Source organism: Maricaulis sp. (assembly GCF_030149235.1).
GTDB lineage: Bacteria > Pseudomonadota > Alphaproteobacteria > Caulobacterales > Maricaulaceae > Maricaulis.
The window spans coordinates 17346-40966 of sequence record NZ_JASBRW010000038.1 but is presented as its reverse complement, the minus strand read 5'-3'; the positions used below and the strand labels follow the sequence as shown (position 1 = coordinate 40966).

At 61.1% G+C, this 23621-nt stretch carries 18 protein-coding genes; 10 read left to right on the top strand and 8 right to left on the bottom strand.

Features of this window, described 5'->3' with window-relative positions; translation table 11 throughout:
- Nucleotides 1-206 precede the first annotated feature (206 nt).
- Both Q1V51_RS05780 and Q1V51_RS05775 read left to right on the top strand, forming a co-directional pair.
- Nucleotides 207-515 carry a hypothetical protein gene (locus Q1V51_RS05780; protein WP_300554077.1) on the top strand — a complete coding sequence of 103 codons (309 nt, stop codon included), beginning with the start codon at nt 207-209 and terminating at the stop codon, nt 513-515.
- Nucleotides 516-543: 28 nt separating this feature from the next.
- A complete protein-coding gene (locus Q1V51_RS05775) occupies nt 544-1710 on the top strand; it encodes a hypothetical protein (protein ID WP_300554075.1) in 1167 nt (388 codons plus the stop codon).
- 94 nt (nt 1711-1804) lie between these two features.
- Here the strand turns inward: Q1V51_RS05775 and Q1V51_RS05770 are convergent, their stop codons facing one another.
- From Q1V51_RS05770 to Q1V51_RS05760, 3 genes are read right to left on the bottom strand one after another with little or no spacing between them, the layout of a single operon-like run.
- Nucleotides 1805-2719, bottom strand: a complete 915-nt coding sequence (locus Q1V51_RS05770) for a GNAT family N-acetyltransferase (protein ID WP_300554074.1) — start codon at nt 2717-2719, stop codon at nt 1805-1807.
- A 24-nt stretch (nt 2720-2743) separates the two neighbouring features.
- On the bottom strand, nt 2744-3454 hold the full coding sequence (locus Q1V51_RS05765) for a class I SAM-dependent methyltransferase (protein WP_300554071.1): 711 nt from the start codon (nt 3452-3454) through the stop codon (nt 2744-2746).
- Between the two features lie 11 nt (nt 3455-3465).
- On the bottom strand, nt 3466-4677 hold the full coding sequence (locus Q1V51_RS05760; RefSeq protein WP_300554069.1) for a DegT/DnrJ/EryC1/StrS family aminotransferase: 1212 nt from the start codon (nt 4675-4677) through the stop codon (nt 3466-3468).
- A 142-nt stretch (nt 4678-4819) separates the two neighbouring features.
- On the opposite strand from Q1V51_RS05760, the gene Q1V51_RS05755 reads away from it, so the two are divergent.
- The gene (locus tag Q1V51_RS05755) at nt 4820-5743 is read left to right on the top strand and encodes a hypothetical protein (RefSeq protein ID WP_300554067.1); all 924 of its coding nucleotides are present in this window, start codon (nt 4820-4822) and stop codon (nt 5741-5743) included.
- Here Q1V51_RS05755 and Q1V51_RS05750 read toward each other — a convergent pair.
- A complete protein-coding gene (locus Q1V51_RS05750; RefSeq protein WP_300554065.1) occupies nt 5740-6696 on the bottom strand; it encodes a hypothetical protein in 957 nt (318 codons plus the stop codon). The two genes, Q1V51_RS05755 and Q1V51_RS05750, sit on opposite strands and share 4 nt — an antisense overlap.
- 115 nt (nt 6697-6811) lie before the next feature.
- Between Q1V51_RS05750 and Q1V51_RS05745 the strand changes: the two genes are divergently transcribed.
- The 4 genes from Q1V51_RS05745 (at nt 6812) to Q1V51_RS05730 (ending at nt 12605) form a co-directional block, all read left to right on the top strand.
- Nucleotides 6812-7648, top strand: a complete 837-nt coding sequence (locus Q1V51_RS05745) for a DUF3108 domain-containing protein (RefSeq protein ID WP_300554062.1) — start codon at nt 6812-6814, stop codon at nt 7646-7648.
- A 263-nt stretch (nt 7649-7911) separates the two neighbouring features.
- Nucleotides 7912-9957, top strand: coding sequence for a toll/interleukin-1 receptor domain-containing protein (locus Q1V51_RS05740; protein ID WP_300554060.1), 2046 nt, complete (start codon nt 7912-7914; stop codon nt 9955-9957).
- A gap of 98 nt (nt 9958-10055) precedes the next feature.
- Entirely contained in the window at nt 10056-10664 is a 609-nt protein-coding gene (locus tag Q1V51_RS05735) for a hypothetical protein (protein WP_300554058.1), read from the top strand.
- Nucleotides 10665-10721: 57 nt separating this feature from the next.
- Entirely contained in the window at nt 10722-12605 is a 1884-nt protein-coding gene (locus Q1V51_RS05730; RefSeq protein WP_300554056.1) for an adenylate/guanylate cyclase domain-containing protein, read from the top strand.
- Here the strand turns inward: Q1V51_RS05730 and Q1V51_RS05725 are convergent.
- Entirely contained in the window at nt 12534-13217 is a 684-nt protein-coding gene (locus Q1V51_RS05725) for a Crp/Fnr family transcriptional regulator (protein WP_300554053.1), read from the bottom strand. The genes Q1V51_RS05730 and Q1V51_RS05725 overlap by 72 nt on opposite strands.
- A 165-nt stretch (nt 13218-13382) precedes the next feature.
- Between Q1V51_RS05725 and Q1V51_RS05720 the strand changes: the two genes are divergently transcribed.
- The 3 genes from Q1V51_RS05720 (at nt 13383) to Q1V51_RS05710 (ending at nt 19197) form a co-directional block, all read left to right on the top strand.
- Complete coding sequence (locus Q1V51_RS05720) at nt 13383-15398, top strand: alkyl sulfatase dimerization domain-containing protein (protein WP_300554050.1); 2016 nt, start codon at nt 13383-13385, stop codon at nt 15396-15398.
- A gap of 68 nt (nt 15399-15466) precedes the next feature.
- Complete coding sequence (locus Q1V51_RS05715; RefSeq protein ID WP_300554047.1) at nt 15467-18115, top strand: M14 family metallopeptidase; 2649 nt, start codon at nt 15467-15469, stop codon at nt 18113-18115.
- 197 nt (nt 18116-18312) lie between these two features.
- Nucleotides 18313-19197 carry an AraC family transcriptional regulator gene (locus tag Q1V51_RS05710; protein ID WP_300554044.1) on the top strand — a complete coding sequence of 295 codons (885 nt, stop codon included), beginning with the start codon at nt 18313-18315 and terminating at the stop codon, nt 19195-19197.
- Here the strand turns inward: Q1V51_RS05710 and Q1V51_RS05705 are convergent.
- The 3 genes from Q1V51_RS05705 to Q1V51_RS05695 all read right to left on the bottom strand — a co-directional run bounded on the left by Q1V51_RS05705 (nt 19194) and on the right by Q1V51_RS05695 (nt 23544).
- Nucleotides 19194-21005: an ATP-binding cassette domain-containing protein gene (locus Q1V51_RS05705; RefSeq protein ID WP_300554042.1), complete on the bottom strand. Its 1812-nt coding sequence runs from the start codon at nt 21003-21005 to the stop codon at nt 19194-19196. The two genes, Q1V51_RS05710 and Q1V51_RS05705, sit on opposite strands and share 4 nt — an antisense overlap.
- Before the next feature lie 53 nt (nt 21006-21058).
- Entirely contained in the window at nt 21059-22201 is a 1143-nt protein-coding gene (locus tag Q1V51_RS05700) for a hypothetical protein (RefSeq protein ID WP_300554040.1), read from the bottom strand.
- A gap of 134 nt (nt 22202-22335) precedes the next feature.
- Complete coding sequence (locus Q1V51_RS05695; RefSeq protein WP_300554037.1) at nt 22336-23544, bottom strand: hypothetical protein; 1209 nt, start codon at nt 23542-23544, stop codon at nt 22336-22338.
- Nucleotides 23545-23621: the final 77 nt, after the last annotated feature.

Below are 23621 nucleotides of genomic sequence, written 5' to 3'. Positions count from 1 at the left end.
CCGGTTCGCTTATGCATCGCGAATCCATGATCTCGGGGAGTGAGCAAATGGGGGCGAGACCTCGTCTGGCGGCCGTTTTGGCTGCGTCTGCATTTATTGTATTTTCAGGATCTGTCTCAGCGCAAAGCTTCCGCTCTGGCCCTGTCGAATCTGCTGCGCCGGCTTTTGAGCCGCAGCTGTCTGGCGGCCGCGTCGCATTCAACGCCGTGCCGGGCCTCTCCAACTATACGCTTCGCGTGACCGGGCCGGGGAATTACACCGCCGAGCGTCATTCCGAGCGCCGGGCGCCGTCACTGCGTCTCGCCGATTATGGTGAGCTTGAGGATGGCATCTATCGCTGGTCGCTGTCCGCAGCCACGTCTCAGATCGAGCGCCGGGTCGGCGCCGACGAACTGGCGCGCAACGGCCGGTCCGGGACGTCGGCCAATCTTTACGTCGGTCGTCAAATGTCCGGCAGTTTCCAAGTGCGCGATGGCCAGATCATTCCGGTCGACCAGAGCGTGACCGAAGAATAAGCACCAACATCATTCTGGGGGAATGACCATGAAACAACTTCTTTCCACGGCCAGCGCCGTTGCGATTGCGGGCTCCATGATGCTGGGGCTTTCCACGGCAGCGACCGCTGACCAGGTCTTTAATGACGATGTCATCATCAGCTTCTCGCTTTGTGTGGGCAATGACTGTGTGAATGGTGAGAGCTTCGGTTTCGACACGATTCGACTGAAGGAAAACAATCTGCGTATCGGCTTCAATGATACGTCCACTTCGGCCAGCTTCCCGAGCAATGACTGGGAAATCGAGGTCAACTCCTCGAATAATGGCGGCGAGAACTATTTCGCGATTGATGATGTGACCGGCGGCCGCACGCCGTTCCGCGTCCAGGCTGGTGCGCCGACCGGTTCGCTCTGGATCGACGCTGCCGGCGATGTCGGTATCGGCCAACAGACCCCGATCACTGAGGTCCACATCACCTCGGGCGATACCCCGACGATCCGTCTTGAACAGGATGGCACGTCTGGCTTTACCGCTCAGACTTATGATATCGCGGCGAACGAGACCAATTTCTTCATCCGCGACGTGACCAATGGCAGCCGTCTTGGCTTCCGCATGCGTCCGGGCGCTCCGGAAAGCTCGATTGATATCGCTGCTGACGGTGATGTCGGCATGGGTACGAGCTCACCGCAGGCGGCTCTGCACGTTCGGCGCTCGAATGGCAGCGCTGGCTTGCTGATTGAGGATATCAGCTCGACTGCCGGTGCTCGCGAAGTGCTGGGAACGGTTAATAATGGCGGTTCCTGGATCCGCATGGCGAATACAGCGAGCGGTGATACTTGGTATCTGACCCACGAGAACGCTGCCTCAGGCCGTTTCATTATTGATTCCGATGCGGTCGGAGGTCCGGCGATGGTGGTTGAGCATGACGGTGACTTGGTGATCGCCGGTACGATCACGACGACTGGTTCCTGTGCCGGTGGTTGTGATGCCGTTTTCGATGCAGATTATGATCTGCCGTCAATTGAAGAGCACGCCGAGTACATGTATTCCAACCGTCATCTTATGCATGTTGGACCGACGCCGGAAGAAGGCCCCTTCAACCTTTCTACCAAGGTCGGCGGAATGCTGAGCGAGCTGGAATACGCGCATCGCTACATTGCACAGTTGAACGAGCGTATCACCGCGCTCGAAGCCGAACGTACTGATCTGCAATAGGCTCAATTTGCGGTATTGATAGTGAAATTGTGCTGCAGCCCGCTTGTATTGGCGGGCTGCTTTGCTTTTAGACCCTGCCTAGTCTAGCCCAGATTCATGATAACGTGGCCGGGCCCCGGTAGGCCGGGAAAAAGCCCTCTTGCCGGGGTGTCGCTTTGTGAAGGCGACATAGCGCATCATATTGCGATGGGTCGGCGATACTCCCCAGAAGGAAATTAGACCGTCGGCCATTCGCAAAACCACTCTTGAAGCTGCTAAGGCCGCCCGGGACCCGTTCCCGGTCCGGCGCTCCCCCTAGGTCCAATTCCCTGCAACCCGCATATTTTTCTATCGCATGACCGTATAGGCCAAAAGCCGCGCCGTGCCGGTAACCCTCATCATTGGACGCGCCGATATGCCCGTAGGCGCACCCGTTGTGGGTGAGCCATGTCTGACAGCCGATCAGCCGGCCATCAAAGAACGCACCAATTGCATCAAACCGTCCCGACTGGGCCAGATGCTTCATATAGGTGTGCGAAAACTGGTGGCGCCCGGTCAGGCCGTGCCGGCGGATAAGGTGATCGTATAGCGCGATCCACTCATCAAAATGGTCTACCAGATCAATGTCCCGGAACTGGCATCGCCGTCGCGCGCGTCTGAGGTATCGTTGATTATTGGCCGAAAACTCCGTCTGTACCGATCCCGGGCGATAGGTGAAGTGTTCCTTGTAACTCCGTCTAACATCAAACGCGGCGAGGAGGGTGTCTGGTTGATCCTCGAGCGCATCGGTCACCAGGACTAATGAGACTAAGCCCAGAGCCCGGAGTTCGTCCTGCAGGGTCTCTTGTCCGGTTTGCTGCAATGACGGGCTGAATGGATAGACACCGCGAGCATCATAGGCGTCGCTTTCCGGAATCCGGTTGATTTCGACCCAGATGCCCAGTGTTTCCAGGAATCCGATGCGCCCTTCCATGGCACAGAGCGCTGCAGCGTAAGCTTGGCTTGCATAGGGATGCTCATGCTCGGTCATAACCAATTGCGTCTAACATGCGGCTCATTGCGGGTCCGTTCGACGGATCTTGATCCCGAAACGGTAGCGCGCGGAGTCTAGGATTTGCGGTACCGGTGGAAAATTAATCTCTAGGTCCCTCTCCCTACAGGCCTGCTCAACGTATCGCGGGGACCACCAGTAGCCGAACAGGTGCCGACCCCGGAAGCGTTCCCAAACGTACCGAACCCGTCTTTCCAGCGTGTTGTAGAAGGTCCAGCGTTTGCTGCTGTCGGGAACCAGAGCAAAAAACAGTGTACATTCCGGCTCACAGCGGTCGAGCACCGAATCGAGCAAGGCACCGAAACCGTGCGGCTGGAAATGCTGTAGGGCCGCGTGCATTAGGACTTTATTGAAGCGCTTGTCCAGCCCCGCCGGGTTCGCTGCGAGCGCCTTCAGATCCACGGCTACATAGTCCAGTCCTACGGTGGAATGGTGCGTCCGCGCGAGCTCAATGAGGCTTGGAGAGAGGTCGAGTCCTAGACCCGACCCTGTGATGCGCACCAAATCTACTGTGAAGACGCCATTGCCGCATCCCAGATCCAAGAGATGGTCGCCTTCCGCTAGGTCCAGTACGTCGACAATCTGCTGTTTCATAGCCTCGACATGAGCCGGGGCGACTGCCTGGCCGTTGAGCGTATGGCCGACTTGCGCAAGGAAATCTGTCGATTCCGACGTTTCGACACGGTGGCGATAGTGATCGGCGATCTGGTTCATCGGTGGCCATCCTAGCTCAGGCTGGCAGCGAAGCGCTGGCGCAGCTGATCGGCAGAGCGCTGGATCTCGCCGAGCAATGACGCGATATTGCTCGCCTGGTCCGCTTCCATCGCTGCACCGCCAGGCAATACAAGGATGGATGCACCAACCTCTTCGGTTACTGGAAGGTTCGGCGGCGGGCTGGTGTAACAATGCGGCTTTAGATTATGGCTGCCGGGGTAGAAATACCGGCGCGCAAACACGTTCTCGGCGTGCAGGAGCGTAATTACCTGATCGCGTTGCAGGCCGAAGACATCCGGATCGATCTCGGTGACGCAATACTGGCGATTGGAATGGCAATCGACGTCGAGCGACAGGAATCTCAAGCCTGCAATACCATTCAAGCCTGCCGAATAGGTCGAATGGACCTTGTGCGCTCGGTCCCGGATCAGCTCTATATTTTCCAGATTGCTCAACCCCATTGCCGCATGCAGTTCCGACATTTTTGCGTTTGTGCCGAGGCTTGCGACCCTATCATAATCCTCGAAGCCGAAATTCCGGGTCAGTTGGATTTGTGCCGCCAAATCATCGTCCGAGGTGGTTATGGCCCCGCCTTCCACGGCATGGAAGTATTTGGTGGCATGGAGGGAGAAAACCTCGGCGCGCCCGAATTGTCCAAGCCAGCGATCACCTCGTTGTGTGTCAAAAGCGTGAGCGGCGTCATAGATAAGCGGGCAGCCGAGCTGCTCGGAGAGCTTGGCGAAGCCCTCAAGGTCTCCCGGTTGACCCCAGATATGAGTTGGAATGATCGCGCCCGTACGCTCCGACGCCAGCGCTTCGCAAGCGGCGAGATCCAGATTGTGATCGTTTCGCCGGATATCGGCAAAAACCGGTGTTAGGCCGAGCTTGGTCAGCGTGTGGGCGGTGGAAACGAAGGTAAATGAGGGCATGATGACCTCTCCCTCCACCTTCAGGGCCTGCAGAACCAGTTCGAGACCCAGTGTAGCATTGGCCGTTAGCACGCAGTGTTTGGTGCCGAGATAGTCAGCCAGACGTTGCTCGAGTTCACAAACAAGCGGACCGCCATTGGTTAGCCAGCCGCGGTCCAAGGCGTCTCGAATACGCGCCTCGAACCTCTCCCGGTTGGCAATAAATGGCCGGTTGACGTGTTGGGGGTGACTAAACGCCGGTTCACCTCCCCAGAGTGCAAAATCACTGAAACGCTCTTTCTGCAATTGGCTCAAATCCGTCGAACTCCGCTAGACTGACGGATAGAGGTCTTATTACCATAACACAAGACGTGGATAGAAACCGCAATCTGAATAGCTACTTGCCTCGACGAGGCCGTCGCCCTACCAATCGTCCTCTTGGGGGAAAGGCTAAGCGATGAAACTCGATTTCCTGTTGTGCGGTAGTGTGACGCCGGGGTTCTTGTCTCAATTTGCTTTTTTCCGACTGTGCCTGGACGCGCTTGGTGGACACTACCGCGATGCTCGTCTCGTCGCTTTGCTGGGCGATCACACCGAAGCGTCGATCCCCGAGGAATGGGTGCCGTATCTTGAGCGCATCGAAATAGTCTGGGCACACGAGCCCGGAGCCGAGAATATCGTACATTCAGCACAGCACTATCGGCGCTTCGACGTTCTGCGCGACGGGGCGGACCTGTGCTTCATATGCGATGCGGATGTTGCGCCACTAGCCGCATTCGACGACCTGATTACTGAGCTTGTGCAAACTCCCGCGCTTGCAGGAGTGATGGCGCATTATCCTTTTCCGATGCCGAATCGCCAGTCGAGAGAGCCAGAGAAAGACTGGCAGGAAATTGCCGAAGATGTGCTCGGCTACCGCCTCGACCTAGATCATCGCTTTCTTTTGGCGCCGCACCAGCCGACACCGTTTTATATTAACTACGGGGTATTTGTGGGCACTCCGTCAATGCTCAAGTGTTTCGCCGCTCGGGACAGAGAGTTGTTTGAACCGGTCGCGCGCCATGTGACCCACTGGTGGGCATCCCAGGTTAGCCTAGCGCTGACATGTATCGATCTGGCGCTCCCGACCCGGGAACTTGTTCCGCGTTTCAACTATCCCAATTATGAGCTTTGCGACGAGCTGTTTCCCGACGAAATGGCCGATATCCGTCTGATGCATTATCTAGGATTGAAGGCGTTCGACCGGCAGAAAATATTTTGTCAGCCAGCCGCCTTCGATGCATTGATGACCGCTGACTTGACAGGCTCGAATGCGGTTTTTCAGTCGCGTGTCGAGGCCATCACTAGCGGGGTGTTTCCCTTCCCCGACGCGGTCCGCTAGCCCCGCTTGAATTGCGCGTTCAGGCCTGCAATCTGCTGGCGTATTGCATCGCGCTCATCGTCGCTGTAGCGGCGGCCCCCAAGATCGGTCATGGTTCGGCCGAGAAAGCGCCTTGAGAAGGCTTCATTGCTTGCGGCATAGGTCTCGCGGAAGCGGCGCCCCCAATCGCTGTCAAACATCAGGGCCGGCACATCCCGGCCCTTAAGCGCCGAGCTGATCGCCTGATCGATTGCACGTCGATCGATCATCGCGATTGCATTGAGCGCCCGGACGGCCTGCAACGCATAGTAGCCTAATGAGATATTGCCAAACTGGTCATTAGCGGCCTCGGTGTTGGGTGTTTCAAATTCGGTGTAGTCGATGCCCAGCATATCAAGGAATTGCGGGACGATATTGCGCGCCGCGGCATCAAAAACCCCAAACTGTATATGCTTGGCCCCAAACACGGCCTCTAAGCGTGTGGCTTCTTCAAAGTAGTCGCAACCTTCTATCCGTGATGTCGCGTAGGTCTCGAAACAGCAGGTTTCGCCCTTAAGCTTGACGATTTGATTGTACTCGGATTCCGCCAACTCATCCTGGCTGCGAACAAAGAAGATGACATGAACGGCCGCCACATTGTCGAGGCGAGTAAAAAAGGTGCGCAGGGCCTCAAATTTGCATAGCGGGAAGTTCTCGGAGCTGATCAAGATATGCTCAGACGCGCTGGCGAGAACCGCGGCCTGAACAGCCTGGCGCGCGGCTAAAGGCGCACGTGGCTCCTCCATATAGCGGGGCAGCGCGTCAATGAAACTCTTGGCAAATTGCTGATGGCCTGCCTCACCATCCCTGCCGTCGGCCGGGATATAGTCGATACCGAATTGTCGCAATCGCGCGCGATTGCGGGCGAGGTAGGCTTGGAGATAGGTGGTGCCGGTCTTGCCGCGTCCGAAATGTAGGTAGACAGTCTTTGCCATGCCAGTTTCTTAGCCGTAAGCAGGAGTTTGCCTAGATAAAGTTGGTTAGGGTAAACTAGCCGGGCTAGTGCGTCAGTTGCAATCTCAACCTTCTCGAATGGAGTTTTCTCTGTTTATGCGCGTGTGCATCCCGATTGCCGTGGTCATTTTGGTGTACGGTCTCGCTCCACTCTCATCTGCTGGCTTTGCCAATACAGCGGTGGATGAGATGGCCGAAGCGCAAAATAGGACAGAGATCTCCGCTCGCTATGATGGCTGGGTGCTGGTGTTCAAGGTCGGCGAGATCGAGCTCAATGCCCGTTTCGATGATACCGCTTATGAGGCGGACAGCTTTGTCGCTGCGGCGGGACTGGCTGCCTTGTTCACCGATTTCGATATCCGATCGCAAGTTGCCGGCCAGTTACAAGGTGGTACGCCGGACCCGGAACGCTATGCCCATGTTGAGCGTACCGGCGAAAAAGTCCGGGCGGTCGATGTGTCCTTTGAAGGTAATATCGCCTCCTCGCAGGTCGAGCCGCCGTTTGGCTCCTGGGGCGTTCCCCCGGCTTCGGAGAGCGACCGGACCGGCGCGATTGATCCGATGTCGGCCTTCTTCCAGCTCTCCGGCACGCTGACCGGTGGTATGCCGGGTGAGGGCTGCACCGGACAGATCCCGGTGTTCGATGGCAAGGCCCGTTATAATCTCAATCTCGAACCGGCTGGCCGCCAGCAGGTCCGCACCCGGGCCTGGCGCGGCGAGGCCCTGGTCTGTCACGCCTATTACGAACCGATTTCCGGCTATGACCCGGAGGATTATCCGTCCGAACGGGAGACCCGGCTGCCGCTTGAGATCTGGCTGGCCCCGTTCAATGACGGCGCCTTTCACTTGCCGGTTCGTCTCCACACCCGCGCCGGTTTTGGCGGGGTGACAATTGAAGCCCGCGAAATCATCACGACGCCCCAGACAAATTAGGCCGGCGTGACCGCCGTCACACGCACGCCCTGCCGCGCGCGCTAATATCCTATGACCGCACCCGGATGGCCCCAAGACATCCATCTCGAACGCGCGGTCAGGCGGGATACGAGCTTGCCCAAGGCGGAGCCCCAACTCCGTGTCGTGTCCCGCCACTCCCGCGTTCTACCCGCTGAGGTAGTGTCAGCATTGTTGTGTCCGTACGCTTGCGCCCGTCAGGCGTGTGTTTGAATATGCCTGTCCTTGGGAAAAAGGGGCATGTCATGGCTGGGGCCAAGCACTATCGCGCATTCATTTCCTACAGCCATAGCGATGAAGGCTGGGCACGCTGGATCCATTCGCGCCTCGAGACCTACCGGGTGCCCCGCCATCTGGTCGGGCAAGACAGCGCCAAAGGCCCGGTGCCGCGCCGGGTGGGCCGGGTGTTCCGCGACCGGGATGAATTGTCGGCGGGCGGCGACCTGTCGGCCTCGGTACGCGAAGCCCTGGCGGCCAGTGAAACCCTGATCGTGCTGTGCTCGCCCGCGGCGGCGGCGTCACAATGGGTCAATCAGGAAATCGAGGTCTTCCGCGAGCTCAATCCCGATGGCGAGATTCTCACAGCGATCCTCGATGGCGAGCCGGATGCTCAGCGCAATGGGTTCGACGTGGCCCGGGAATGCTATCCGGCGGCCATTCTTGAACCGATGCGCGACGGACGCGAAACCGAGCCGGCCGGCGCCGATTTCCGCCGCAAGGGTGATGGAAAGCGGGTCGCCCTGGTCAAGCTGGTGGCCGGCCTGCTCGATCTGCGCCTCGACCAGATCATCCAGCGTGATCTGCAAAGACGGCAACAGCGCGTGATGGCCGTCACAGTCATTTCGATTGCTCTGGCTCTAATAATGGGCGGCTTGACGTTAGTGGCCACGACAGCGCGGTCGGAAGCGGAACGTCGAAAAGCCGAGGCAGAGGATTTGATTGAATTCATGCTGGAAGATCTGACAGACAGGCTCGCGCCCGTGGGCCGGCTGGAAGTGCTCGATGCCGTCGGGGCCAAGGTGATCGACTATTATGCGGCGCAGCCGCCCAATGAGATGTCGGCGGACTCTCTCGGACGCCGGGCTCGCGCCTTCCATCTTCTCGGACGAATTGATGAAGCCCAGGGCGATCTCGACAGCGCCTATCAGCATTTCCGTACGGCCTATGAGGCCACCAGCCGGATCCTGTCCGTCGATCCGGGTGAGCCGGCACGTATCTATGAACATTCCCAGAGCGCCTATTGGGTCGGCTTCTTTGCCTGGCGGCAGCGCGATCTGGAGGCCACCGAGGCCCGTTTCCTCGAATACCGTGACCTGACCGCCGCGTTGGTCGACAGCGATCCGGATAACATCGAGTACCAGACCGAGGCCGCCTACGCCTATTCCAATCTGGGTACGCTCTACCTGCAGCAACGCCGTTATGAGGAGGCGCACCGTTCGGTCACGTCCTCGCTCTCATTGTTTCAGGCCCTGCTCGACGCTCAGCCCGAGTCCAGCCAGGCGCTCTATGAGCTGGCGGATGCCTGGGGCTGGCTGGCGAATGTGTCCGAATTCGTCGGTGGTCGTGAAGCGGCGATGTCGGCCCTGCACGAGCAAATCCGCGTCTATGAGCGCGCAGAGGCGCTCGATACCGATTGGCGCATGCGCCGGGATGCCATGCTGGCCGAATATGCGATCGCTCGCCTGCTGATCATGGATGAGGCCGAGGCTTCGGCTGAGGATATTGCCCAGGCCGTCCAGATTCTGCAGACCGGGGCCATGGAGGCCGATGCGCTGGTTTCCCATGATCCGGACAATCAGGACTGGCGTCTCATCTCGGTGCGCCAGCGGCTGCGCCTGACCCGCGCCCTTCTGCTGGCTGGTTATGCGGATGAGGCTCGCTCAGCCTATCTCGACGCCACCCGCTTCATGGCGCACCCGTCCTGGATGGCCGCCGAGGGCCCCCGCTTTGAGTCCACCCGGCTCTATGCCACCCTGAACGAAGTCAAGCTCTTCGTCGCCCTTGGTGATACGGCCTCGGCCCGGGAGGCGGTGGAGAGCCTGCTGGATTCCCTGCATCTCGCCGAGGATTGGTCGACCCAGATTGATCGCGGTCCCTATCTTTTCGCGGTCGCCTCCAACCTGCTCGCCGAGCTGCTTGAGCGCAGTGGCGAAGATGAGGACGCACATCAGGTCCGGCGTGTCCTGGTCGATGCCCTTGATGGTTCGCGGGATCGGCTGCGCCTCGACACGGCGGCCGAACTGGAGCGGGCTCGGGCAGCCTTGGACGCCAGCAACCTCGCGGCGGAATAACCCGGAATCCCGGCTGTTATGCGGGTCATGACAGCCGCTTTCATCGCCTGGCCAGACGGGCCGGCGTGTTTACTTGGGCAAGCAAGAGGGGTTTTGCCATGTCTTCCATTCGTGATGCTTTCGACGGATCCAAGATTCAGGACGGGCTAGCCGATCCCTGCAACATCAACGTCCACCAGACCCATATCAGCCTAGTGGCGCGCGGCGTGGACGGTTTCGTCGTCATCAATGGCAGCGATATGAACCGGGATGAGTTCGACGATGCCCAGATCACGCAGATTTTCGTGATCTTTGCCGAGACCGTTGATGCCTATCCTGGATCCGATGCCGCAACGTTGCGCCTTGCTGTAACCGCCGCGCTGGCCGGGATGTGGACGCCGTGCGGGGCCGTGGATCCCTGTCCCTTCGACCAGCATGTCCAGGGCCATACTCGGATGATCTTCAATCTGCATGTCCCCGGCTGGGGCTTTGAGGAGGCCCGCATCAAGTTCAAGGACGAGGCCGCCGCACGCGCTTTCTGCGGCCTGTCCTGGCTGACACTGAACGGTGATGTGCGCCGTCCGTTCAGCTTCGAGATCAATGCAATCGCCGGTACGGCCCCGGCTGAGTATGAATTCGCCCTGTTTGTTCAGGCCTCCCAGGATGCGGGTAATCAGGCGACGCGCCTGATCATTGACCCGAAAATCCATGTGACGCCGCCACAGTAAATCAAGCTAGACTGGCTTCCGGGAGCTGAGGGCTCCCGGAAGAAGGACTTGTCCGATTTGCGGCAAATCATCGAAGAACGCTTCAAGCGCGGCGATCTCGCGGCTGCTTTCGACCTTTGTCTCGATCAGCTGGACAAGGCGCCGGATGATTTGTGGCTTCGCCACCGGGCTGTGCTCTGCCTGGTAAAATCAGGCGCCCTGGAACGCGCCCGCGGATTCTATAAACGCTTCCAGCTCGACCGGGCCGATTTTGACGAAGACTGCCTCGCACTGGGAGCGCGCCTGGAAAAGGCCTCGGCGTTCGAGGCTGGGGCCGGCGAATTCTCGGCCAAGGCCCGAACTGCCGCAGAGCGCTATGAGGGTGTATTCGACGCCACTGGGGGGCACTATCCCGGTATCAATGCTGCCAGTATGTATATGCTCGCGGGCGATCAACCACGGGCGCAGGATCTGGCCCGCAGGGTCCTCAATGAAAGTCTGGGCGGGCCGGCCCAGGGCCCCGAGGACGCGTATTATCGTGGCGCGAGCCAGGCCGAGGCTCATCTCCTGCTTGGTGATGCACGCGCCATGCGCCTCGCCCTGGGCGCGGCGCGCGATTGTGATCCGGATAATACGATTGCGCACGCCACCAGCCTGCAACAACTCCGTCTGATCGGCCGCGCGCTGAACCAGCCCGACAGTATTTTCGCCGGTATGGAACCGGGCCGGCCGCTTCATTTCGCCGGTCATATTTTCGCCCTCGGGAGCGGCCCGGGCGAAGTATCGGACACCGTCCAGACCCGGCTTGCTCAACACATCGATGCCGCGCTGGACAAGATCGCCGCCGGACCGGCTTTCGGGGCATTGGCTGCCGGGGCTGATATCCTGATCGCCGAGGCCGTCCTGCGTCGCAGCGGATCGCTCAATATCGTCCTGCCGGTCCCGGTCGCCGTCTTCATCGAGAGCTCGGTCAGGCCCTTTGGCGAGGCCTGGGTGAAGCGGTGTGAGGTCTGCCTCAATGAGGCTTCTCAAATCATCGAGGTGACGTCAGACCGGCGTATTATCTCTGGCGAAACCCTGAATTTCTCCAGTGGCGTGGCCATGGGCCTGGCGCGTATGCGGGCCGAGGTTCTGGCGACGGCGCCACACCAGGTGCTGGTCAGCGATCCGGACGCTGCTGCGGTGCGCAGCTATGGCACGGTTCATGACGGGACGCAGTGGCGGCAGGCGGGTCTGGCCCAGACCGTGATCCCATTGCGCCGACCGCAAGCGCCGGCATGGCCGGTCGCACAGAGCGCTGCGGACGCCGCCATGCCCGGCTTCCGCCCTGTCATGCGGGCCATGCTGTTCATGGATATCAGCGCCTCCTCGAGGGTGCCGGAGGACCGGGTTCCGGCCTTTGTTGAGCAGGTACTGCGCCGCCTCGTCGAGGAGGTGGAGGGACTTGAGGACGCGCCGGTCTACTCCGATAGCTGGGGGGATGGCCTGTTCCTGGCGTTTGACCGGGCCGCTGCGGCGGCCCGCGCTGCCACGCGCCTGCGCGCGACCTTCGCAGCGATTGATCTTGCGGCGGCCGGCCTGCCCGACAGTCTCGATATTCGCATTGGCGGTCATTACGGGCCAGTCCATGAGGGCGAGGATCCGTTACAGAAACGTCCGACCTTGTTTGGCGCCCAGGTCGCGATTGCCGCGCGTATCGAGCCCTGTGCTGTCCCGGGCTCGATTTGTGTTAGTGAAGCCTTTGCAGCCGTCCTGGCCATGGATCAGGGCGGCGAGTTTCGCTGTGAATATATCGGCCGAACCGAAATCGATGCGGCCCTGCCGAAACTGCCGTTGTTTGCCCTGCGCGGTGTCGCGACCGACTCGGTCATGGCGCAGATGTATCGCTGCTCAGCTGGTCGAGCTCAGGCGGCTGAGCTGATCCGGGTCGACGAGTTCAAACCCGCCCTCGACGCGCCGTAACAGGCCGCGCTTTTCCAGATCGCTTATGGTCCGAGACGCCGTTTCACGGCTGGTATTCACCCGCTGCGCCAGCACTGTCCAGGTCGGTTTCGGGCGGATATACCGCGTCTCGCCATCCGCCGAGGGCTCGGAGATGCGAAGCAGCTCGGCATAGACCCGGCCCGTGGCCGACAAGGCGGACAGCTCGAACATGCGCTGGGTGGTGTGATGAACCCGGCCGGCCAGAATCCGGGCCAGGGCGAGGCCGAGCGCGCCATGGGCCGCGGAGAGTTCAAGGAAGTCGCGCGCCGGAAAACAGGCGAGAATACAGTCTGTCTGTGCGATGATTTCCGATGTGCGCCGCTGGCTGGTCAGGACGGCCAGCTCGCCCAGAACCGCCCCGGTCTGCAGGGCATCGATCCAGATTTCCTGGCCGCTGGCGGAGAGCAGGACGACCCGGGCCTCGCCGTCGAGAATGATGAAGACCATGTCGTCATCATCATCCTGGGCGATGATCACCGAGCCGCTATCAACGGTGCGGATCTCGGCCGCGGCGATAATGGCGGCTTCCGCCGAGGCGTCCTGAATGCCCAGATGCTTGAAGACGGCAGGCCAGAAAGGGCGGGTGTCCAAAACGGTGCTCCAGAATGGTGTGCGCGGGCGCAGGCGAGAGTTGTGCTTCCTGTATGCATAGCATTTATGGCTGCAGGCAAGGCTCCACCGGATTGCGGGTCTTGCGCTTTGCCAATCCCGCCCCCAGCATGGCGCTCGGTCGTTTTGCTACTGGAATTGATTTCAATGCTGTCTCACACCGTCCGGCGTGTTCTTCTTCCCTGTGCGTCGCTTGCCCTGCTCGCGGCCTGTGTCGAGCCGAATCCGGTGGTGGACGTGGCGGAGTACGATCCGGGGGCCGAGGTCGATGCGGCCGGGTTCCGGGCCGCAGCTCCGGCCACGGTGGCGGCGCAAAGCGCGGTGGCCGGCGCCGGTTTCATGGCTGATGACACAGATTTTGAACTGGCCCAGCGTGGCCTGATCGCCCACGAGCCGGGTCTGGATATACGCGGTCCGGGCGGCGAGGTGGTCTGGCGACCGGCTGATTATGCCTTCCTTGCGAATGACCCGGCCGCCACAGCCAATCCCAGCCTCTGGCGCCAGGCGCGGCTCAACAATATTCATGGCCTGTTCGAGGTCGTGCCGGGCATCTACCAGGTGCGCGGCTACGACTTGTCCAACATGTCGGTCATCGAGACCGAGACCGGGCGGATCATCATTGACCCGCTGACCTCGGTAGAGACGGCCCGCGCGGCGCTTAACCTGGTCGAGCGCGAGCTCGGTGAACGTCCGATCCGCGCGATCATCCTCACTCACAGCCATATTGATCATTTCGGCGGTGTTGGCGCCATTGCCTCAGCCGAGGAACTGGCCAGCGGTGAGATCGAGATCATCGCGCCGGAACATTTTCTTGAGGAAGCGGTCAGCGAAAACGTACTTGCCGGCGCTGTCATGAGCCGCCGTGCCGGCTTCATGTATGGCATGGCGCTGCCGCGCTCACCGCGCGGCCATATCGGCAGCGGTCTGGGCAAACACCCCGCCATCGGAACCCACACCATCGCGGCGCCGACGCGGACGATCACGCGGACCGGGGAGCGGGTGACGATCGACGGGGTCGAGCTGGTCTTCCAGCATGCTCCCCATACCGAGGCGCCGGCCGAACTGACGATATTCCTGCCGCAATTCAACGCCTGGTGCGGCGCCGAGATCGTGTCGCGCAACATGCACAATCTCTACACCCTGCGCGGGGCCCAGGTCCGCGATGCGGTGGCCTGGTCGGCAGCGATCGATGACGCTCTGACCCTGTTCGGCGACAATACCGAGGTGATCTTCAACAGCCATCACTGGCCGGTCTGGGGTCAGGCGGAGGTGCAGAATTATCTCGAGGCCCAGCGCGACATCTACAAATACATCCACGACCAGACTCTGCGCCTGGCCGGGCAGGGGCTGACGCCGGATGAAATTGCCGAGACCATCAGCCTGCCGCCGGCCCTGGAAAATGTCTTCTCTATCCGCGGCTATTACGGCACGCTCCGGCATAATTCCCGGGCCGTCTATCAGCGCTATTTCGGCTGGTATGACGGGGTGCCGGCGCATCTCAATCCCGTTCCCCGCAGTGAGGCCGCGGCGCGTTATGTCGACGGGTTTGGCGGGCTCGATGCGACCCTGGCCCTGGCACAGAGTGCGTTTGATGACGGGGATTTCCGCTGGGCCGCCGAGCTGCAGCAGCACGCCGTGTTCGCGGTTCCCGACAGTGAGGCCGCACGCGAAGCCCTGGCCCGCAGCTATGAACAGATGGGTTATCAGGCCGAATCCGGCCCGTGGCGCGACAATTATCTCACCGGCGCCTATGAGCTGCGCCATGGTGTCGAGGCGGTAGACGCGGAAAGTGCGGCCGATGACATCCTCAATTCCATTCCGCTCGACATGTTTTTCTCGGCCATGGCCACCCGTCTGGACGGGCTCGAGGCCGGAGACCGCGATCTTGCTTTCAATTTCCGCTTCACCGATGTCGGCGAGGATTATCTCATCGAGGTGTCTAACGGGGTCATGCGGCATTACCGGGGGCGTCAGGCGGAACAAGCCGATGCCACGGTGACGCTGACGCGGGCCTTCTGGATGCGCTTGATCGGCGATGATGCGGGCCTAGTTGACATGATCACATCGCAGGATTTCGCCGTTGAAGGTGATCGGACCGCCTTGCTGGGATTCTTTGCGCTCTTGCAGGACCCGCAGACCGATTTCCCGATCGTCACGCCCTGACATCTGTTTTGGCGTCACTGGCAAAACCTGCTTAATTGGTTGGAATTCTCAACCCCTGGGGGGCTTCCATGATCCGTACCGCACTCCTCGCTCTGGCGGGCAGTTTCACCCTTGCCGCAGCCGCACCGGCCCAGACCTCGCCCTTCGAGGTCAGCTATGACGAGGGTATTCCGACCCTGGTTGAGGTCTATGGCTATGATTTCGGTGACGAGATCACGACCCCCGAGGACGCGGTCGATTACCTGCGGACCCTCGCTGCCGCGGCGCCGGACCGGATGCGTGTGGTCGATTACGCGCAAAGCTGGCAGGGCCGCGACCTGGTCTATGGCGTCATCGCATCACGCGAGAACATGGCGCGTCTCGATGAAATCCAGGCGGATATCCAGCGCCTTGCCGATCCGGATGCGCTTGATGCTGCGACCCGCGAGGCCTTGCTGGCCCGCGTCCCGTCGGTCGTGTGGCTCGGTTACAGCGTCCATGGCGACGAGATCAGCCCCACCGATAGTGGCCTGATGACCGCCTATCACCTTCTGGCGGCAGAAGATGATGCGGTGGTGCAGAGCATTTTCGCCAACACCATCGTCATCATCGACCCGATCCAGAACCCGGACGGGCGGGCCCGTTTCATCGCCAGCTTCTCCAATGCCCGTGGACTGCAGGCGGACGAGGACCGCTATGCCGTCGAGCATGATCAGCCCTGGCCGCGCGGTCGTTTCAATCACTATCTCTTCGATCTCAACCGCGACTGGTTCACGCTGAGCCAGCCGGAGACCCGCGGCCGCGTTGCCGCCATGCAGGACTGGCACCCGCAGGTCGTGGTCGATTCCCACGAAATGGGCGGCGACAGCACCTATTTCTTTGCGCCCTCGGCTGAACCGTTCAATCCGAACATCATCGATGCCCAGCGTCAGGTGCAGGACACGATCGGCCGCAATAATGGCGGCTATTTCGACCTGCTCGGCTATGAATATTTCACCCGCGAGATCTTCGACGCCTTCTATCCGGGCTATGGCGATATGTGGCCGACCATGCAGGGCGGTGTTGGCATGACCTATGAGCAGGCCTCCGCACGCGGCCTGTTCTGGCGCCAGAATGACGGCGATCTGCTGACCTACCAGGACGGTGTTCACCGCAATTTCGTCGCCAGCCTGTCCACTGCCGAAGCGACGGCGCGTAATCGTCGCGCTTTCCTGGAAAGCTGGGTTGAGGCCCGCAGCGGTGCCGATGGCGATGGCGTTGAAGGCACGATCATCGACGCCTCGACCAATCGCTGGAATGCGGAAAACATGGCCCGCCAGCTGGTCGCCCAGGGTATCCGGGTCGAGCGCCTCGATGGCCGCGTCAATGCCTGTGGCGTGACCTATAGCGATGGCGCCTTCCTGGTGCGCTATGACCAGCCGTCGGGCCGATTGGCCCGCACCCTGCTGGAGCCGACCACGGACCTGCCGGCTGACTTCATGGCCGAACAGGAGCGGCGCCGGGAAGCCGGGCTGGCCGCACAGCTCTACGACGTGACCGCCTGGTCGCTGCCGCTGATGCACAATGTGCCCGCCGCATCCTGCCGCCGCCTGCCCACCCTGTCCGGCGAACCGGTCAATGCCGATGATGAGATGCCGCACGGCTCCCTCGGCGGCGAGGCCCGCTGGGGCTATGTCATTCCCTGGGATGATGCCGGTCAGGCCCGCCTGGTGGCCCAGCTGGCGCGTGAAGGCATCCCGATGCGCTCCACCGACACTGCGTTCCGGATCGGATCGACCACCTATCCGCGCGGTTCCGTCGTGATCCCGCGTGCCGGTGCACCGGTAGAGCTCGACTTCACCCTGGCCCGCCTGGCTGCGGAAAGCGGTGCCCGCTATGCTGGCATGGTATCCAGCTGGGTTGATGATGGCCCCAATCCGGGCTCCAGCGAGTTCCAGCCAATCCGCGCCCCGCGCATCGCCCTGGCCTGGGGTAACGGGACCAGCCCGACCTCGACGGGCGCCACACGTTATGTGCTCGAGCAGCGCTTTGGTCTGCCGGTCACCATTATCCGGCCCAATACGCTGATGCGGGCGGACCTTTCCCGCTATGACGTCATCATCCTGCCGGACCAGGGTTTCCCGGGGTATTCCAGCGCGCTGCAGGCCGCTCCCTTGCAGGAGTTCGCCCGCGAAGGCGGAACGCTGATCGGTCTGGGTTCGGCAACCCGCTGGCTGTCCGATCCGGACAATGGCTTCATTCCGGCCCAGCGAGAGCGTGCCGCCGACACACCGCGCGATAATGCGGCGACGCCGTCTGCGACAACGGATGGGATTATCCTGACCTCGGTCGATGAGCGCGAGGCAGCGGAAGCGTCCGCCGGAGCCATGCCGGACAATTCGCCCGGCGCCATGGTGAACATCGTCGCCAACCCCAATAGTTGGTTGTCGGCCGGCTATGATGGCGGGGCAGCCGCCCTGGTGACCGGTTCGGATATCTATGCGCCGGTTGCCATGGATGATGCCGATACCGTGATGCGCTATGCCGAGGTCGAGGACCTCCTGGCGGGCGGGTATCTGTGGGAGGATTACGCCGAGCAGCTGGCCCAGAAGCCTTATCTGATCGCGCGTTCCATGGGCTCCGGGCAGGTCATTGCCTTTACTCAGTCCCCGACTACCCGTGCCTATCTCAACGGGCTCGATCTCCTGCTGATGAATGCAGTGATCCTGGGGCCGGCTAGATCCGGCCGCCTGCGCTAGGGACGCAAACGGCCGGATTAGGAACCGCAGCGGTCCACTTTGTGCGGAAAGTGGAACCGCCGCGGTCTGATAGCCCGGTATCTATCGCACAGAATAAAAACCTGGCGCGCGCGGGTCGTAACCCGCTGTTACGCATCTTGTTGCGGTATGCTTGCACCAAGACAATCGCACGCTACCCTAGCGAGCCCGAGCGGGGCATGTCAGAAACTGCGCAAATATCCATGCAAAAGGCGTCTGAAAATCCTGGCCAAGAGGTCTTCCATCGCATCGATACCGATGGCGATGACTATGTGCCGCCGTCTTCCAGCCGCTATGTCCGCTCGCGCCTGAGCGATATTGAAGCCGAGAATGTCTCTCAGTCGATCAGCCTGAAAACGATCCGGAGCGGTGTCGAACACTACCGCATTCATGACCGGGATTTCGTCCTCACGCCGGATACCGTACTCTTGGTCGGTATCGACACGCCCTTCCGCCTGACCGTCGGCGAGGGCGATATCGTCGAGGGGGTGTGCCTGCAATTTGCGCCGCAAACGCTGAAGCGGCAATTCGATATCGAACGCCAGGCCGTACCGCGTGATGTCGTCTTCCGTTTGCCTCGGGGCGCCATTCTGGGCGGGATGCCCAATGCGCTGCTTGACGGCGCGATCACGATGACGGACGAGATATTCCTCAAACTGCAGGCGCGCACCTACCGCACGCTGCGCCGTTTGAGCATGTGCGCGAAACGCCTCAGCGTGACAGGGCAGGCCAAGCGCGAGGATATTATCTCGCGCCTCGAGGCTGCCCGCTATTTCCTGTCGAGCAAGGCGTCGGAAGCGGTGACGGTGGATGAGGCCGGGCGCCATTGCGGTCTGTCTTCAGCGCAGTTCGCCCGCTATTTCCGTGATGCTTACCAGTGCACGCCGGCGGTGTATCACAGGGCCATCCGGCTGGGCTGGTTGCGTTCGGTTCTGACCGTGACCGAGCTGACACCGCGTGAAGCAGCAGAGCGCGGCGGTTTCAGTGACTACCCGACCTTCTCGAAAGCCTTCAAGCGAACCTTCGGCTATTCACCCAGCGATGTGGTTAAACAGCGCGGCTAGCCTTCCAGCTCCTCGCGCAGCGCTTCCAGTTCGAGCCAGCGATCTTCCTTTTGGGCCAATTGCTCGACGGCGGTGCCGAGTTCGGCGCTGGCCTTGGCAAAGGCCGCGGGGTCGGCGGCCAGTTTGGGGTCGGCCAGCCGGGTTTCAAGCGCGGCAATGGTCTCGCCCAGCGCGTCGATTTCCTCGGGCAAGTGTTTGAGCTCGTATTTGTCCTTGTTGGCCATGCGCTTGCGTTGCGGCGCAGAGGCCGGTTTGCTGGCGCTGACCTTGCCTGCCGCCGCCGCCGGCTTGGCCACCTGTTGCTCGGGTTTGCGGACGCCATAGCCGCGCAGATTGACCATGTCGGTATACCCGCCGGCATACTCGGTCCAGCGGCCATCGCCGTCGGTGATCAGCACGCTGGTACAGGTCCGGTCGATGAAGTCGCGATCGTGGGAGACGAGGAAGACCGTGCCCTGGTAATGGCTGACCATGTCCTGCAGGAGATCAAGCGTCTCCAGGTCGAGATCATTGGTCGGCTCGTCCAGGATCAGCACATTGGACGGCAGCGCCATGGCGCGGGCGAGCATCAGCCTGGCCTTCTCGCCGCCGGACAGCACCTCTACCGGGGTGTTGGCCTGTTCCGGCGCGAACAGGAAGTCCTTCATGTAAGCCATGACATGCTTTCGGCTATTATTGACCTCGACCATGTCGCCGCCGCCCTGGGTCAGGGCTTCCGACACGGTCCAGTCTGGCTTCAGCACGGTGCGCTTCTGGTCAAGCGTCGCCATTTCAAGCCGCAAACCCAGCTTGATCCGGCCGCTGTCGGATTCCAGCGCGCCGGTCAGCATGTTGAGCAGGGTCGTCTTGCCCGCACCATTGGGTCCGATCAGACCGATACGTGCGCCACGGGCAATCTTGATCGAGAAATCCTCGGCGATGATCTTGTCGCCAAAGCGCTTTGAGATCCCCTCGGCCTCGCAGATCAGCTTGCCGGTCTCCGAGGCGGTTGTGGCTTCCAGTTTGACATTGCCCTGGGGCCCGCGATGCTCGGCCCGCTGCTTGCGCAGGTCCTGCAATTCGGACAGCCGGCGCACATTGCGCTTCCGCCGGGCCGTCACGCCATAGCGCAGCCAGTGCTCCTCACGGACAATCTTGCGATCGAGCTTGTGCAGGTCGAGCTGTTCCTGTTCGAGCAGCTCGTCGCGCCAGCTTTCGAAGTGTGCAAAGCCCTTGTTGAGCAAGCGGGTCCGGCCGCGATCCAGCCACAGGGTCGAGCGCGACAAATGGCTCAGAAAACGCCGATCGTGGGAGATCAGGACCAGGGCGGAGCGAATCGAGCGCAACTCCTCTTCCAGCCATTCAATGACCGGCAGGTCGAGATGGTTGGTCGGCTCGTCCAGCAGCAGGATATCCGGGTCCGGTGCCAGGGCGCGGGCGAGGGCCGCGCGCCGGATTTCACCGCCGGACATGCGTGATGGGTTTTCTTCACCGCTCAGGCCCAGATGCTCGAGCAGATAGGGCGCGCGATACCCCGCATCACCGGGCGCCAGACCCGAGCGGACATAGTCCATAATGGTCTTGAAAGCGCTGACATCGGGATCCTGTTCCAGATAGCGCATCGTCGTGCCCGGCTGCACGAAGCGGTCACCCTCATCGGCTTCCATCAGGCCGGCCGCCACTTTCATCAAGGTCGACTTGCCCGACCCGTTGCGGCCAACCAGGCACAGGCGCTCACCCTCGGACACGGTGAGATCGGCGCCGTCGAGAAGCGGCGTCACGCCAAAGGTGAGGTGGACATTCTGGAGCGTGAGAAGCGGCGGAGACATGGCTCTGACATACGCTGAGCGGCGCGCGGGGTCACCCTCGCGCGGCAGAGGCGTCAGCTCGCCATGCGCTCTTCCTCATCATCATATTGTTCCCGGATCAGGCTGCGCAGGAAGCCGGGGAAGATTTCCATGGCGTCACGGGCGGCCAGCTTGCCCGGTTCGCGGTCGCGCCACCAGTAGGACCAGTAGGAGGTGATATGGCTGACGGCGGCGAGATCATATCCCAGCTGGGCGAAATACCCCGGTGCCTTGAGCAGGAACCGGCGAACCGCCCCGGCATCGCCGCGCTGGGTAAAGGCTGCGAATTCATGCTCATAGTCCGCCATAATGCCCATGAGAGAGGTCCAGCGCTTGCGTGTTTCGCCGAGGATATGGCGGCGGATGTCATCGATGGCGATGCGTTCGTGTTGGGAAACGCCCAGCACAATGACGTCATTGATCTCGATGATGAAGCGTTTCAGGGCATCGCGAACCTGGTCGATGCGCCAACGGTAATAAAGCAGGCCCTTCCAGCCAAAAATCGCCTCACGATATTGTTCCTCGGTCATCGACAGGGCGTGGCGCAGCTTGGTGAATTTTTCCTCGTCCTCGCCGGCCAGGATAAACCGGGCAAAGGTCTGGGCCCGCTCCGCATCTCCAATGCCGCTGTCCTGACCGAAGGCGAGCGTCACCATGTCGGAAATCTGCTCGGCAACATATTTTTCCATGCGCTGGAGTTCGTCTTCGGAAATGTCGAAATAACACTCTGCGTCGGGGCGCTCATGCTGGCGAAAACGGTGCGACAGCCGGAATGGGTCGAAGGACGGCATGCTCGACAGCTCGCGAACCCGGGCGAGATCTTCCGAGTAGATCGACGCATCATTGTCGACGCCGAAGAATTGGCGGAAGCGGGGCTCGAAACCGCGCTCCTCCACGAAGAAGGCATGGCCGCCCATATTGAGATTACTGACGGTGACCGGGACGATGATCTTGGTAGCAACCGGGGTGTCGGAGATCAGATAGGGGCGCTCATGCGGGCGTACGGTGTGCTTGATCAGGAAGCCGGTATTGAGGCGGCTGTCGTTGAACATGGGCTGACTGCCATGCGCATCGAAACGGCTGAAGCGCCGGGCGATCGAATACAGGTCCAGGATGCGCGGAGTTGCTCCGCCCTGAACCATTCGCCGTAAATTGCCCGTATCTTGTGCCCGCGCCATGCCCAACTCGCTGCCTCGATCCCCCAGTATCGTCGCGGTTGGCGATGATCGCGTTACTCCGGGCGTTAATCGGAGCCGGTTTCTGTTTCATTGGTGAATGGATTCATAACGCGCCCCCTGTCACGCTGCGCCCTTCACGCGGCCGGTGGAACGAAGACCTGAGGACGCGGGATCACGGAGGTGGAGCGGTGCACGCGCTCGGGCTCCTGGCCGCTCTCGGTCAGGCGTTCGCGTGTCACGCTGGCAACGAAGCTGGCAAACAGTGGCATGGCTTCGCGGGCATTGAGATAGCCCTTGGCGTTCTGATCATCCCAATAGCGCCAATAGCCCGGAATATGACTGACCACGGACAGGTCGCTGCCGATGTCATAGAACAGGTTGGGGGCTTTGAGCAGGAAGTCCTGGAAACCCCGCGCGTCCTCGCCGGCGCAGAAACGGGCAAAGACCGCTTCGTATTCCTGCATGATCAGGGTCAGGTTGGACCAGCGCGCCCGCGTCTCGGAGATGATGGTCTGGCGCATATGCTCCAGCTCGACGAGCTCGATCTGGTTGGCATTGACGATGGTCAGATCGGTCATCTGGCGCAGGAAATCCTTTACCGCATTGAGCGTCTCGGTCATGCACCAGCGGTAATACAGAATGCCCTTCCAGCCGAAGATGCCGGACTTGAACTCCGACGGGCTCATATCGAGGGAGAGGCGCAGGAATTCCAGCTTGCCATTGTCCTCGCTGGACAGGAGCTGGCGGGCGAAATTCATCGCCCGGGCATCATCCTTGGCACTCTTTTTCTCATCATTGAAGGCAAGAGCGACCACACCCAGAATCTGCCCGGCGACGCTGTCGATCATACGCCGCGACTCATCCTCGGTGATGTCGAAATAGCATTCCGCGACCGGGCGGGGGTGATTGCGGAAGCGCTCGGACAGCAAGAAGGGGTCGAAGGACGGGATGGCGGCCAGCTCGCGCAGGCGCAAGAGGTCGAGATCGGTCAGGTGAGGGTCGGCTGCGATCTCGAAATGGCTGCGGATCTTGTTGGCGAAACCGATCTCCTCAACGAAGACGGCATGCCCGCCGAGCGACAGGTCCTCTTCTGCCAGCGGGATGAGGATTTTCGTCACCACGGGCTGGTTCGACATCACATAGGAGCGTTCATGGGCGCGCACGGTGTGTTTGATGATGAAGCAACGATTGAGGCGGGAATTGTGGAAGAAGGGCTCGGCGCCATGTTCGTCCGTATGACCCCATTTCCGGGCGATGGAATGCAGGTCGAGGATCCGGGTCGTGGCTCCGCCCTTGACCAAGCGGCGCAAATCCGCCCGTACCGTCTGCCTCAACTGATGCATGCCGCCACTCCTTCAATCCGGAAAGAGACGTTAGGGGCGGGCTTTTAAAGAGCTGTCCGGATTTCGAGCCGGATTTG